Here is a 13,955-nt window from a genome sequence, read left to right as displayed (position 1 = left end):
AGAAATGAGTTTGCATTTTAGTGTACTTGCAAGTGGCAGTACAGGAAATGCGCTATATGTAGGAACTGATAAACAGAAATTGCTCGTTGATGCAGGCTTGAGCGGGAAAGCGACAGAAGCTTTATTTCGGCAAGCTGAATTGGATATTCAAGATATATCAGGCATTCTTGTAACTCATGAGCATAGTGATCATATTAAAGGTCTTGGTGTGTTAGCACGTAAATATCAGTTACCTGTGTATGCAAATGAAAAAACGTGGAATGCTATGGAACATTTAATTGGTAATATTCCAACGGACCAAAAATTTGTTTTCTCCATTGGCGATGTGAAAACATTTGGAGATATTGAAGTGGAATCATTTGGCGTTTCTCATGATGCGGCAGAGCCGATGTTTTATGCATTTCATCATAATGGTAGGAAATTAGCTCTTATTACAGATACAGGGTATGTGAGCGACCGCATGAAAGGTATCATTAAAGGCGCAAATGCCTTTGTATTTGAAAGTAATCATGATGTTGAAATGCTTCGTATGGGACGCTATCCATGGAGTATAAAACGACGTATTTTAAGTGATGTAGGTCACGTTTCTAATGAAGATGCTGCACTTGCAATGACTGATGTTATCACAGATGAGACGAAACATATTTATTTAGCGCATTTGAGTTTAGATAATAATATGAAAGAACTAGCACGTATGTCTGTTGCGCAGGTGCTAGAAGAGAAAGGTTTTGCGGTTGGGGAAGCATTTGATATACATGATACGGATCCAAAGGCACCAACGAAAATTCAATACGTATAATTCTTGGTTTTAGTAAACAATAAAGGAGAATATAGTTGTTTTCGGGAGGATTGGTGAACAAGTATGTCCTTTATTGATGAAGAAGAATTTCGTATGAAACGAACTGGTAAAAAGAAGCACAAAGGTATCGTTATTTCTAGTATAGCAGGAACAATTGTTGGGGCTTCATTGTTTGCATTTGGAGCCCCTTTATTTTCTGATTCTGGTTCACAAACAATGGAGCAAGCGGAAGCAAGCGAAGGTACACCATCGCAAACAAATACAATGCGAGTAGGGCATTCGGGATTTGTAGATGCTGTTGATCGTGCCTCTGAGGCCGTTGTTGGAATTATTAACATACAACGTGATAATTTTTCAGAAGCAGATGCGGAAGCAGGGACAGGATCAGGTGTGATTTATAAGAAAACAAATGGTCATGCTCATATTGTAACAAATCATCATGTTGTCGCAGGGGCAAATCGTATTGAGGTGAGCCTAAGCGACGGTAAAAAAGTACCTGGTAAAGTATTAGGTAGTGATGTAGTTACAGATTTAGCGGTTTTAGAAATAGATGCGAAACATGTAAAGAAAGTCATTGAGATAGGAGATTCAAACACAGTCCGTCGTGGGGAAGCGGTAATTGCAATTGGAAACCCACTTGGATTACAATTCTCAGGAACTGTTACGCAAGGGATTATTTCTGCAAATGAGAGAATTGTTCCTGTAGACTTAGATCAGGATGGGCACTATGACTGGCAAGTTGAAGTATTGCAAACAGATGCAGCTATTAACCCAGGGAATAGTGGCGGTGCACTGGTAAATGCGGCAGGACAATTAATTGGAATCAATTCGATGAAAATTGCAGCGAAAGAAGTAGAGGGAATTGGACTTGCTATTCCAGTTACAAGAGCAGTTCCTGTTATGAATGAGCTTGAAAAGCATGGAAAAGTAAGACGACCGTATGTTGGGGTTGAACTTAGATCTTTAAATGAAATTCCGAATTATTATTGGTCTGAAACGTTGCATTTACCAGGTAGTGTAGCAGCGGGTGTTTGTATTTTAGATGTGAAAAGCCCATCGCCTGGTGCAAATGCAGGACTTCGGGAACATGATGTAATTGTGGCTGTTGACGGAAAGCAAATAAACGATATTATCGGATTCCGAACGGTATTATATAATAAAAAAATTGACGATAAAATGACTCTGACATTTTATCGTGGTACAAAACGAGCAACAACAACGGTGAAATTAAGTAGTCAAAATTATTAAGAAAACAGGAGGATAGTCCTCCTGTTTTCTATTGTGGAATAGTGAGGTGAAAAAATATGAAGTTACCTTGTTGTTTAGAACATGTAGAATTAGCATTAGATATCATTGTGGATGAGTGTGAAGTGGCGCCAGTTATCAACAATGTGGATAATTCAAAGAAAGAAGAAGAAACATGTGAATTTTGTCAAAACAAGGCGACATATGTTGTATCGAACGCAGATTCCCACACAATATGTGGGTAGTTATTGTGGATATGTGGATAAGTTTTGTGGATAACGTGTTTGTAAGGTGGGGAATACGTGTGAATATCTCGATTATTTCGATTGGAAAATTAAAAGAAAAATATTTAAAACAAGGTATTGCAGAATACTTAAAACGACTTTCTGCGTACGCAAAAGTAGAAGTGATTGAATTACCGGATGAAAAGGCGCCGGAAAATTTAAGTGAAGCAGAAATGTTAATTGTAAAAGAAAAGGAAGGTATACGCATACTAGATAAAATTTCAGATGATACGCATGTGATTGCATTAGCAATTGAAGGAAAACAAAAATCATCAGAAGAATTTGCAGAGGGATTAGATCGTCTTGCTACATATGGAAAAAGTAAAATAGCATTTGTTATTGGGGGATCACTAGGGCTTAGTTCGGAAGTGATGAAGCGCTCTAACGAATCACTTTCATTCTCAAAAATGACATTACCGCATCAGCTGATGAGATTGGTGCTTTTAGAACAAGTATATCGGGCGTTTCGGATTAATCGTGGTGAACCGTATCACAAATAAAAGGAACTACCTGTTAGGTATGGTGTAACGATGAGGATAATTTGATATATGGAAAAATATTTTGCATTAAAGTTTTTACAACATTGTGGTTATCCATTAGATCATTACTATTACGCAGGCCATTGGAAAAAATCCCCGATGGTCTTTTTAATGCTTCGTAATAACTGAACAAATCATTGTTTAGGTTGTAGTGGAATAAGTACAATACAATTATGTTCTTTTAAACAGAGGAAATGGTAAAATTAGTTTCCTAGAATAAGTATGTTTCTATTTATAAAAAATTGTGCTGTAATATTGATAGAACAATTTTTCATCTTGTTCTAAGCAGTTAAAGAAGTGGGGAATTGAGGTTGAAAAAATTCAAAAAATTTTATTTAGAGATTACGAGTGTATGTAATCTTGCATGTAGCTTTTGTCCGCCAACAGAACGACAGAAGCAATTTCTTTCTGTGGAGGATTTTTCTAAGAGATTAGACCAAATTAAACCTCATACAGACTACATTTATTTACATGTAAAAGGTGAGCCGTTGCTCCATCCTAAAATAGACCAATTGCTAGACTTAAGTCATGAAAAAGGGTTTAAAGTTAATATTACAACCAATGGAACGTTAATTAATAAAAAGAGGCATAAATTATTAAATAAACCTGCACTAAGACAGATGAATTTCTCGCTTCATAGTTTTGACGGTCATCCAGGATCTGAAGATAAAGAAGGGTATGTAAGAAGCATCCTTTCCTTTATTAGAGAAGCAACAAGTCAATCAGAATTAATTGTTTCGCTGAGGCTATGGAATCTTACACAAGACAATAAGACGAATCTGGAAATACAAAGAAACAGACAGTTATTAGAAATTATTGAGAAAGAATTTGATTTACCATATAAAATTGAAGAGAAGATTTCACCAGGAAGTGGTGTGAAGCTTGCGGATCGCATCTTCATTAACCAAGATTACGAATTCCAATGGCCGGCCTTGCATGAAGAAGAGGACGATAGAAGGGGCTTCTGTCATGGTCTTCGAAATCAAGCAGGAATTTTAGCAAACGGAACTGTTATTCCTTGTTGTTTAGATGGTGAGGGAATTATTAACCTTGGAAATATTAATGAGGCCTCATTCTCTGAGATTATTGAAAGAGATAGAGCACAAAATATTGTAGATGGATTCTCACGTAGAGTAGCAGTGGAGGAACTATGTAGAAAGTGTGGATACCGTAAGAGATTTGGAAAATAGATCGAATAAGAAAAAAATGAGCAAGTACAAAATAAAGTACTTTGCTCATTTTTTATATAATAATCAATATTTATTACATTTTTAATATACTTTATCACCATTAAAGATTGAGTTTTTCACGACAACATAATCCACAGTACGAATTGCATCTAATTTCGTTCCACCAGCATAAGAAATAGAAGATTGAAGATCTTGCTCCATTTCAATCAATGTGTCTTCTAAAGATCCTTTATGTTCGACAAACATTTTTTTGCCTTCTACGTTTTTCTTTTCGCCTTTTTGGAATTCTGAAGCTGAACCAAAGTATTCTTTGTAAAGCTTTCCATCTTTTTCAATTGTTTCGCCTGGAGATTCTTCATGACCAGCAAATAATGAACCGATCATAACCATAGTCGCACCAAATTTAATGGATTTCGCTACATCACCATGAGTACGAATACCACCGTCAGCAATAATTGGTTTGCTTGCAGCTTTTGCACACCAGCGAAGGGCAGCTAATTGCCAGCCGCCAGTTCCGAAGCCTGTTTTAATTTTCGTAATGCATACTTTACCAGGCCCGATTCCTACTTTTGTTGCATCAGCACCAGCATTTTCTAATTCTCTTACTGCTTCTGGAGTTCCAACATTTCCTGCAATAACAAAGCTTTCAGGTAAATGTTGTTTAATATGTTGAATCATTTTTATTACCGCATTGGAATGACCATGTGCGATATCTATCGTAATATATTCAGGACAAAGCTGCTCAGCAGCTAATTGTTGTACAAATTCATATTCTTCTTCTTTAACGCCAACACTAATGGATGCGATTAATCCACGTGAGTGCATATCTCTAATGAAAGAGATACGTTTTTCTGGCTCAAAACGATGCATGATATAGAAATATTTATTTTCAGCTAAATATACAGCGATCTTTTCATCTATAATTGTTTGCATATTTGCAGGTACGACAGGTAATTTAAATGTATGTTTTCCTAAAGTGACACTTGTATCACACTCTGAACGGCTATTTACTATACATTTTGCAGGAATTAATTGAATATCTTCATAGTCGAATACTTTTTCCACGAATTACACCCCTAAATACGAATATTTTATTTTGAATATCAAAAAATGTTCGTCCAAAGGATAATGTACATTATTTTTTTTATTAAGTCAAAGGTTTTAATATTTATTTATTAAATATAGGGGTGAAATTTAGAAATATCGTAAGTAATACCGAATTAAATTACTATATTGTTTTTATATTGTTCGTTTTTTAAAAAACTATATTATAAAAAACAATTGGTAATACCGAAAAAATATTTCAAAATATAATAACGGAATAACAAAAAAGAAGGGTATGAAAAATAACCTTCTTTTTTGTTATTTATTATCTTCAAGAGATTGATATTTCTTTTTTAATTCTTTTAAATCATTTACCAATTGATCCCCAATTATAGGAGCGAGGTCTTCGTATATAGGAGATAGTGTTTTTTCCCATTCTTTCCTTTCTACATCAGTTAGTCTGTGAATTTGGATGGATGAATTTTGTTTAATAAGTTCAAGTTGCTTTTCATTCATTTGAATGGATTGATGATTGTTCCATTCGGTGGTTTCTTTTATTGCTTCAAGTAATATTTGCTTCGTTTTTTCTGTTTGTTGATTCCATGTTTTTTGATCCATCATGACAACATAGCCTAAATACCCATGATTACTAATTGTCAAATAGTTTTGAACGTTATAAAATTTTTTAGAGTAGATATTTGATATTGTATTTTCTTCGCCATCAACTTTTCCGGTTTCTATTAATTTATATGTAGAATTAAATGAATCTTGATGTGCATCAACTTTTAATAAATCAAATTGGGATTGGATCACATCACTTTGCATAATGCGAAAGGATTGTCCCTGTATATCTTTAGGTGTATGAATAGGCCCTTTATTTGAAGTAATTTGCTTAAAGCCATTTGACCAATGGGCAAGCCCTTTAATTTTATCTTTCTGTAAGGAGTGAAGTAACTGATCCCCAATTTTTCCGTTTAAGCCTTCTTGAATGGCTTCATAACTTGGAAAAGCAAATGGCAGATCTAGTACGCCCCATTCGTGAGACAGTATTCCAAGTTTTGAGGTAGAAGGGGCGATAAAATGAACTTGTCCAGCTTTTAAAGCACGTATTTCTTCTATATCAGAATAGAGGCTCCCGTTTGGGAAAATTTCTATTTTTATATTTCCGTTTGATTTCTCGTTAACAAGCTCAGCAAATTTACTAGCCGCAAGTCCTTTAGGTGTGTTTTCTGCTACAACATGACTAAATTTGAAAACAATTTGTTTGTTTAGTCCTTCTTGATCATCGTCATAAGCAAGTTTATCTTTGGAAAAAAGACTGTGAAATCCTACAAATAAAGCGCTAGTAATTAAAACAATAAAAAGGAGTATAAAGGTAGCAATTTTTTTCATTTTAAACCTCCTCGTAGGTCGTTATTGTAAGCATACCGAGAAGATTTTTATTCGTAAAGATGCTTTTAGGGGAAAGGGGGACGGACAGTGAAACAATTGCCTATACGCTGGAAAATTACGATTTTATCCTATGCAGTAGTTATTTTTTCATTACTTATAGGTGGAATTATTATCATTGCAAATATTCAACAAAAGGAAGAAAAAGAATTAAGAATTAGATCTATGAATACGGCGCGGACGGTAGCAGAGCTGTCAGATGTAAAGAAATCACTTCAGGAAACAAAAGGGTGGTTTACATTGAATCCAGCTATTGAAAATATTCGAGTGATTAATGAAACAGACTACATCGTAGTAATGAATATGGGGCGAATTCGATATTCTCATCCTGTAAAAGAAATGATTGGGAGGCCATCAAAAGGAACGGATGAAGAACCAGCATTTGCGGAGCATATTTACTTTTCAAAGGCAAAAGGAGAGATAGGTACTGTAATTCGTGCTTTTATGCCTATTAAGGATCAGAATTTAAATCAAATTGGTGTTGTTGTTGTAGGGAACAAAATACCAAACTTTTGGGAAATTATGCTTGGATTAGTAGAAGAGATTATTTTTATTGTTATATTAACTTTAATATTTGGTTTGATTGGTTCATTGATGCTTGCTAATCATATTAAAAAACAGATGTTTCAGTTAGAACCTTATGAAATTAAACGAATGTTAGAAGAACGAACAGCAACCTTTCATTCAATTAATGAGGGTGTGATTGCAATTGATAATCAAGAAATTATTACTATTTTTAATGAAAAAGCAAAGCAAGTTTTTCAGGTAAATGGGAATGTTGTAGGGAAGCCTATTCGTGCAGTTTTAAAGGATACGAGACTGCCAGAAATCGTGGAGAGGAATCGGGCAGTATATAATGAAGAGATAAAAGTAAGTGGAAAGGTAATTTTAAGTAATCGCATACCAATCAAGAAAGATGATGAATTAATTGGAGCTGTGGCAATCTTTCAAGATCGTACTGAAGTTACAAAACTTGCAGAGGAATTAACAGGAGTGAAAACCTTTGTTGAGGCACTTCGAGTACAAAGCCATGAGCATATGAATAAACTTCATACAATAGCAGGTTTAATACAACTTGGTAAAGCAGATAAGGCATTACAACTTGCTTTCCACACTTCAGAAGAACAAGGAAGTGTAACAAATTTTTTAAATGAAACGATAAAAAATGATGCGATCGCAGGTCTCCTTTTGAGCAAGATAAGCCGTGGCAAGGAATTAGGGATACAAGTTGTAATTGATCAAAATAGTTATTTAGAAGCATTTCCTTATCAATTAGATCAACATGATTTGGTTGTATTACTAGGTAACTTAATTGAAAATGCGTTTGGATCATTTGAACAAACGGATGTAGAGAATAAAAGAATTGATATTAGTATTGAACAGTCTGAAGATGTATGTGCGATATTGATTGAGGATAATGGATGCGGAATAAAAGGGGAGCATTTACCAAAAGTGTATGAGAAAGGATTTACTGTAAATAAAATTAGCGGGACAGGTTATGGACTTTTTCTAGTAAAACAAATCGTTGAAAAGGGAAGAGGAGAAATTAGCATTTCATCTTTTCAAGGTGAAGGAACTTCTTTTATCATTACTTTTCCAATGGAGATGGGAGCGGAATTGTATGAAATGTAAAGAGGAAATTAAAGTACTATTGGTGGAAGACGATCCGATGGTTCAGGAAGTAAATAAAGAATTTATTAGAAGCGTAAAGGGATTTCACGTAGTAGCTGTTGCTAACAATGGTGAGGAGGGCATCCATCTCGTCCAAAAAATGAATCCAGATCTCGTTATTTTAGATATTTTTATGCCGAAAAGGGATGGTATAAAAGTATTACAGGAATTTCGAAAACAAGAGTTAGAAACAGATGTAATTGTTGTTTCAGCTGCAAAAGATAGGGAAACAATTAAACTCATGCTTCAAAATGGGGCGATGGATTATATTATTAAGCCTTTTAAGTTATACAGAATTCAGCAAGCTTTAGAAAAGTATCGGCAATATAGAATGAGCCTGAAGGAATCTGGGGTGATTTCACAGGAGCAGCTTGATTTATTATTATATGCTGGAAGTTCTAAGAAAACAGCAAGCAATTTGCCAAAGGGATTAAATGAATTTACATTAAATGAAATTGAGGCTTATGTAAAAAAACAAGATGAACCTCGTTCTGCAGAAGAAGTAGCCAGTGCGATCGGGATAGCTAGGGTTACGGCTCGGCGTTACTTAGATTATTTGGAAAAAGAGGGATTCATTCGTTTGGCAGTACAATATGGAGGGGTTGGAAGACCAATTAATCGTTATGTGTATCGTGAAGTGAAAAAGTGAGACCAAAATGACCAAAATATTCGTTATGACCATAAACTTCTCACCTTACATTGAAAACGCTATCATTATGTAAAACATAAGGATGGGAAAGTTTTCAAAAAAAGGGAGGAGAAATGAAGGTGAAACGACTATTTAAAAATTTAACCTTTCAAGTATTAACAGCTATTGTGCTAGGTGTATTAGTCGGGCTCATGTGGCCAAGTGTTGGAAAGGAAATGAAGCCGATAGGTGATACATTTATTAATGCTGTAAAAATGGTAATTGCACCAATTATTTTTTTAACAATTGTACTTGGTATTGCCAAAATGGGGGATATGAAGAAGGTTGGTAAGGTCGGTGGAAAAGCTTTTATTTACTTTGAGGTTGTGACAACATTCGCACTTGTTGTTGGATTAATCGTTGTAAATGTTATGAAACCAGGTTCAGGTCTTAACTTTAATGAACTTGCCAAAGGAGACGTATCTAAATATACACAAGGCGGAGGACAGGGTATTAATTGGATTGACTTTGTTACTCACATCGTCCCTTCTAATATGGTTGATGCGTTTGCTAAGGGTGATATTTTACAAGTGTTATTCTTTTCAATTCTCTTTGGGGTAGGTTTAGCTGCGCTTGGCGAAAAAGGAAATTCGGTGATTGATTTCTTAGACAAACTTTCACACGTATTCTTTAAAATTATTGGCTATGTAATGAAAGCCGCTCCACTTGGTGCATTTGGAGCAATGGCTTATACAATTGGTCATTTTGGACTGGCTTCACTCGTACCACTTGGAAAATTGATGATGTCAGTATATATTACGATGTTCTTATTCGTGTTTGTTGTTTTAAATATTATTTGCAAGATATACGGATTTAGCTTATGGAATTATTTGAAGTTTATTCGAGATGAAATATTAATTGTACTAGGAACAAGCTCTTCGGAATCCGTACTTCCGAGAATGATGAACAAGATGGAGAGATATGGCTGTTCAAAATCTGTTGTTGGTCTTGTTATTCCGACGGGTTACTCTTTTAACCTTGATGGTACATCTATTTATTTATCCATGGCAGTTGTCTTTTTAGCACAAGTATTTGGTGTCGATTTAACAGTCGGGCAGCAAATTACGATTATTTTAGTACTTATGTTAACGTCTAAAGGCGCTGCTGGCGTAACAGGAAGCGGATTTATTGTGTTAGCATCTACGTTAGCGGCACTAAAGGTTATTCCTTTAGAAGGATTAGCATTGCTTCTTGGTGTCGATCGTTTTATGAGTGAGGGAAGAGCCATTGTGAACTTAATTGGCAATGGAATTGCTACAATCGTTGTTGCAAAGAGTGAAAATGAATTTGATGAAACGAAGCATGCAGAGGCAGTTTCCAATATGAAAGTGTTAAAAGAGACAAAGGAAGCTGTATAAATCCATATAGAACATAAAAGCAGACTTTATTTTGAGTCTGCTTTTTCATTTTGTGGAGAATCGCTTTTCCACAGATTATTTTTATTAGGAAATAATAGAATATGTTATAATTTAGTAGGACTTTTTTAGGATTACAAGAGAATTAATATTTATTTTATTAGGTAAATAATGTTAGGGTTGAACAGGTGAGGAAGAAGGTTGTGACTTTTCAGGCTAACCTTCATTTTGAGTTTGAATCATCATAATGTAATGGAGGTTATAGATGTGAGTCGTTTAGTTTATATGGATTGGTTACGTGTATTAGCAACAATTGCAGTTGTTACAATTCACGTTGCTGCTGGTTCCGTATCTACATTGGATCAAAATAAGCTTTCCGGTTGGATGGCTGGTAATTTTTATGAATCGTTATCACGTGCTAGTGTTCCTATTTTTGTTATGATTAGTGGTGCCCTACTATTGAGAGGGAACAAGGAAATTTCAATTTTAGAATTCTTACAAAAACGTGCAAGTAAGGTAATTATTCCTTTTGTAGGTTGGAGTGCTTTATTTTATTTGTATGGTGCCTATGCTGGATATTTCCCTGCTTCTTTAAAACAGGGAATAAAGTATTTCTTAACAAATCAAATTGGTGGGCATTTATGGTTCCTGTATATGATTGTAGGGATTTATTTAATTACACCGTTATTAAAGATATTAGTTAAAAATGCTAAAAAGAGAGACATACAATACTTTTTAATTTTATGGTTGTATACATCAGTTATTTTAAACTTGATGAAGTATTATTATCCTATTAATTTCAATATAGAGTTATATTTTGTAACAAATTATGTAGGTTATTTCCTACTTGGTTACTATTTATCTCATTACGAAATTACGAAGAAATGGAGAAATATCTCTTATCTTGGGGGCTGTCTAGGCTTTATTGGTACATTCTTCATTACGTATTACTATACAGTACAAGCAAGTGGGCAGTTGGACCAGTTCTGGTATGGATATTTTGCGCCAAACGTTTTACTTATGGCAATTGGATTATTTGTATTTTTCCGATATGCTTTTCAAAGCTCAGAAAGAAAGTTACCATTTCTATTACGTGGTATAAACCAAGCAAGTCTTGGGATTTATATTCTTCACTTTTTCCTATTAAACAATTATTTATATAAAGTTTTTCCTAAAGTAAATGAACATGCACATACAATATTAGCAATACCTATTAATGTAATTATTACAATTGGTCTTAGTATGTTAATAACATTAGTATTGCAACGAATTCCAGTTGTAAAAAAACTGGTACCATAATGATATCCTTTTCTTTAGATTTTATATGAGTATTGTCGTTAAATTAGCAGGCTTAAAATTAAGTCTGCTTTTTATTTTTATCAAATGATAAGCAGAGATTTCGATTAGGGAAATAATTGCAGTATAATGAAATATAGGTAATGACAAATATAATATTTAGATTATGGTTAAATAATAAATAAATGAAAATACATAACAAAATGAGGTTAGTACATGAGCGGAAAAAGTTTTAAAGAGTATGCATTAAGTAAAGAAATTATAAGAGCACTTACTAGTTTGAAATATGAGAAGCCAACAGAAGTGCAAGGAAAAGTAATTCCAGTTGCATTAGAAAAGAAAGATCTTGTCGTGAAATCGCAAACTGGAAGTGGGAAGACGGCTTCTTTTGGGATTCCGCTTTGTGAAATGGTCAAATGGGAAGAAAATAAGCCGCAAGCATTAATACTTACACCAACGAGGGAGCTTGCTGTGCAAGTGAAAGAGGATATTACGAATATAGGAAGGTTTAAACGAATTAAGGCAACAGCTGTTTACGGAAAATCCCCGTTTGCACGACAAAAATTAGAATTAAAGCAAAAAACACATATTGTTGTCGGAACTCCTGGGCGCATGTTAGATCATATTGAGAAAGGTACCCTACGCTTAGAGAAACTAAAGTATTTAGTGATTGATGAAGCAGATGAAATGTTAAATATGGGCTTTATCGATCAAGTAGAAGCAATTATTGATGAATTACCTACAAATCGGATGACAATGTTATTTTCTGCGACATTACCAGAGGACGTTGAGAATTTATCACACACATATATGAAATCGCCAATCAATATTGAGATAAAGGCATCTGGCATTACGACAGATAGAATTGAACATAGGCTTTTAGAGGTGAGAGAAGACGAGAAGTTTTCGCTTCTGAAGGATATCACAACTGTTGAAAATCCAGATAGCTGTATTATTTTCTGCCGTACACAAGAAAATGTAGATCATGTATTTAGACAGTTAAAACGTTCTGGCTACCCTTGTGATAAACTTCACGGCGGTATGATACAAGAAGATCGCTTTGCAGTAATGAATGATTTTAAAAGAGGGAAATTCCGTTACCTAGTAGCGACAGATGTGGCAGCGCGAGGAATTGATATTGAAAATATTACCCACGTCATGAACTATGATATTCCATTAGAAAAAGAAAATTATGTACACCGGACAGGAAGGACGGGACGTGCTGGTAATAGTGGGAAAGCAATTACATTTGTAACGCCACATGAAGAGAGATTTCTAGCAGAAATTGAAGAATATATTGGTTTTGAAATTCAAAAAATAGAAGCTCCGTCAAAAGAGAGTGTTACAAAGAAAAAGGCAGCCTTTGAAGGGAAAATAAACACGAAACCAATTATGAAAAAAGAGAAAAGTGCAGGCTTAAATAAAGATATTATGAAGTTGTACTTTAATGGTGGAAAGAAAAAGAAGATTCGTGCGGTAGATTTTGTCGGTACGATTGCTAAAATTCCAGGTATCACAGCGGATGATATAGGAATTATTACGATACAAGATAATGTTTCTTATGTTGATATACTAAATGGTAAAGGTCCACTTGTTTTAAAAGTAATGAAAAACACAACGATAAAAGGTAAGCAGTTAAAGGTTCATGAGGCAATTAAGTAAAAGAACTACCCATCCGAACAGGTGGGTAGTTTTTTATGGTTAAGATTCTTTCAAATCATCAACTAATTTCTCTGCCAAACGTCTGTACATATTGCTCATTGTTACAAATGAAGTTAGTAGTAAAAATTTTTCTAACTCTTTATCTTCACATGAAGCAGCAGTTTTCACTTCAGCTACTCGGTTATCTACATCCCTTTTAAAATTTTCGACATTTGTTTCTGTAAGTTCAAGGTAATCCGTATAGAGGGTATCTAGCTCGAAAGCATCCTCGTTCATTAGTCTCTCATTTAGGTTCGCCAAAGAACTTTTAATATCATTAATTGAGAGAGCTCCTTTTAATTGATAAATTAAACTAATTAAAATCATATGTTCTCTTGAGTATTTCTTATTTTTTATAGGGATGAATAATTTTCCCTTTGCGTAGTTATTAATCATCGTTTTTGTAAGTACTTTTTCATCTTCTGTTCGTGTTGTATCACCGTAGTTATTTTCAAATAATTGAACCACTTGATCTACGTATAAATCTATATTAGGGATATCTTCAAGTGTAATATTTTTTTCTAAATGTAGTGTTTCGAGTAAGTTCTGTATGTTTTCCATATAAACCCTCACCTTTATAAGAATAATGTACAATTTATCTTTAAATATGGTATTACGAAACAAATAAAATGTAAATGTTGACCTCTAGGTGAATTGTGTATATAATTACACGTAGTTATCAAAACTACATGCA

General features: G+C 34.3%; 13 protein-coding genes. 10 read left to right on the top strand and 3 right to left on the bottom strand.

The window, feature by feature from the left end:
* Positions 1 to 4 precede the first annotated feature (4 nt).
* The 5 genes from LOK41_RS11220 (at position 5) to LOK41_RS11200 (ending at position 4,057) form a co-directional block, all read left to right on the top strand.
* Entirely contained in the window at positions 5 to 799 is a 795-nt protein-coding gene (locus tag LOK41_RS11220; RefSeq protein ID WP_241816533.1) for an MBL fold metallo-hydrolase, read from the top strand.
* 63 nt (positions 800 to 862) lie between these two features.
* On the top strand, positions 863 to 2,047 hold the full coding sequence (locus tag LOK41_RS11215; RefSeq protein ID WP_241816532.1) for a S1C family serine protease: 1,185 nt from the start codon (positions 863 to 865) through the stop codon (positions 2,045 to 2,047).
* Positions 2,048 to 2,103: 56 nt separating this feature from the next.
* Complete coding sequence (locus LOK41_RS11210) at positions 2,104 to 2,289, top strand: CxxH/CxxC protein (RefSeq protein ID WP_241816531.1); 186 nt, start codon at positions 2,104 to 2,106, stop codon at positions 2,287 to 2,289.
* A gap of 59 nt (positions 2,290 to 2,348) precedes the next feature.
* Positions 2,349 to 2,828, top strand: a complete 480-nt coding sequence (gene rlmH, locus LOK41_RS11205; RefSeq protein WP_241816530.1) for a 23S rRNA (pseudouridine(1915)-N(3))-methyltransferase RlmH — start codon at positions 2,349 to 2,351, stop codon at positions 2,826 to 2,828.
* Between the two features lie 350 nt (positions 2,829 to 3,178).
* Positions 3,179 to 4,057 carry a radical SAM/SPASM domain-containing protein gene (locus LOK41_RS11200; RefSeq protein ID WP_241816529.1) on the top strand — a complete coding sequence of 293 codons (879 nt, stop codon included), beginning with the start codon at positions 3,179 to 3,181 and terminating at the stop codon, positions 4,055 to 4,057.
* 81 nt (positions 4,058 to 4,138) lie between these two features.
* On the opposite strand, the gene guaC is transcribed toward LOK41_RS11200, so the two are convergent.
* Together guaC and LOK41_RS11190 are read right to left on the bottom strand one after the other, a co-directional pair.
* Positions 4,139 to 5,122, bottom strand: coding sequence for a GMP reductase (gene guaC / locus LOK41_RS11195; protein WP_241816528.1), 984 nt, complete (start codon positions 5,120 to 5,122; stop codon positions 4,139 to 4,141).
* A gap of 297 nt (positions 5,123 to 5,419) precedes the next feature.
* Positions 5,420 to 6,493 carry a DctP family TRAP transporter solute-binding subunit gene (locus LOK41_RS11190; protein WP_241816527.1) on the bottom strand — a complete coding sequence of 358 codons (1,074 nt, stop codon included), beginning with the start codon at positions 6,491 to 6,493 and terminating at the stop codon, positions 5,420 to 5,422.
* An 87-nt stretch (positions 6,494 to 6,580) separates the two neighbouring features.
* Between LOK41_RS11190 and LOK41_RS11185 the strand changes: the two genes are divergently transcribed.
* The 5 genes from LOK41_RS11185 to LOK41_RS11165 all read left to right on the top strand — a co-directional run bounded on the left by LOK41_RS11185 (position 6,581) and on the right by LOK41_RS11165 (position 13,222).
* Complete coding sequence (locus LOK41_RS11185; protein WP_241816526.1) at positions 6,581 to 8,182, top strand: ATP-binding protein; 1,602 nt, start codon at positions 6,581 to 6,583, stop codon at positions 8,180 to 8,182.
* Positions 8,172 to 8,870 carry a response regulator gene (locus tag LOK41_RS11180; RefSeq protein ID WP_241816525.1) on the top strand — a complete coding sequence of 233 codons (699 nt, stop codon included), beginning with the start codon at positions 8,172 to 8,174 and terminating at the stop codon, positions 8,868 to 8,870. Before LOK41_RS11185 ends, LOK41_RS11180 begins: the two co-directional genes overlap by 11 nt.
* A gap of 113 nt (positions 8,871 to 8,983) precedes the next feature.
* Entirely contained in the window at positions 8,984 to 10,267 is a 1,284-nt protein-coding gene (gene dctP, locus LOK41_RS11175; RefSeq protein WP_174100905.1) for a C4-dicarboxylate transporter DctP, read from the top strand.
* A 264-nt stretch (positions 10,268 to 10,531) separates the two neighbouring features.
* Positions 10,532 to 11,563, top strand: a complete 1,032-nt coding sequence (locus tag LOK41_RS11170) for an acyltransferase (protein WP_241816524.1) — start codon at positions 10,532 to 10,534, stop codon at positions 11,561 to 11,563.
* 213 nt (positions 11,564 to 11,776) lie between these two features.
* Positions 11,777 to 13,222, top strand: a complete 1,446-nt coding sequence (locus LOK41_RS11165; RefSeq protein ID WP_241816523.1) for a DEAD/DEAH box helicase — start codon at positions 11,777 to 11,779, stop codon at positions 13,220 to 13,222.
* Between the two features lie 39 nt (positions 13,223 to 13,261).
* Here LOK41_RS11165 and LOK41_RS11160 read toward each other — a convergent pair whose 3' ends face one another.
* Positions 13,262 to 13,822, bottom strand: a complete 561-nt coding sequence (locus LOK41_RS11160) for a DUF1836 domain-containing protein (RefSeq protein ID WP_241816522.1) — start codon at positions 13,820 to 13,822, stop codon at positions 13,262 to 13,264.
* Positions 13,823 to 13,955 lie beyond the last annotated feature (133 nt).

It is taken from the genome of Bacillus sp. TL12 (genome assembly GCF_022625245.1).
GTDB lineage: Bacteria > Bacillota > Bacilli > Bacillales > Bacillaceae_G > Bacillus_A.
This window is presented reverse-complemented; position numbering and strand designations above follow the sequence as displayed.

Coding starts and splice junctions, on each gene's coding strand:
- LOK41_RS11165 (WP_241816523.1), top strand. CDS start 11,777: ATGAGCGGAAAAAGTTTTAAAGAGTATGCATTAAGTAAAGAAATTATA.
- LOK41_RS11160 (WP_241816522.1), bottom strand. CDS start 13,822: ATGGAAAACATACAGAACTTACTCGAAACACTACATTTAGAAAAAAAT.
- LOK41_RS11220 (WP_241816533.1), top strand. CDS start 5: ATGAGTTTGCATTTTAGTGTACTTGCAAGTGGCAGTACAGGAAATGCG.
- LOK41_RS11190 (WP_241816527.1), bottom strand. CDS start 6,493: ATGAAAAAAATTGCTACCTTTATACTCCTTTTTATTGTTTTAATTACT.
- dctP (WP_174100905.1), top strand. CDS start 8,984: ATGAAGGTGAAACGACTATTTAAAAATTTAACCTTTCAAGTATTAACA.
- LOK41_RS11180 (WP_241816525.1), top strand. CDS start 8,172: ATGAAATGTAAAGAGGAAATTAAAGTACTATTGGTGGAAGACGATCCG.
- LOK41_RS11210 (WP_241816531.1), top strand. CDS start 2,104: ATGAAGTTACCTTGTTGTTTAGAACATGTAGAATTAGCATTAGATATC.
- LOK41_RS11215 (WP_241816532.1), top strand. CDS start 863: ATGTCCTTTATTGATGAAGAAGAATTTCGTATGAAACGAACTGGTAAA.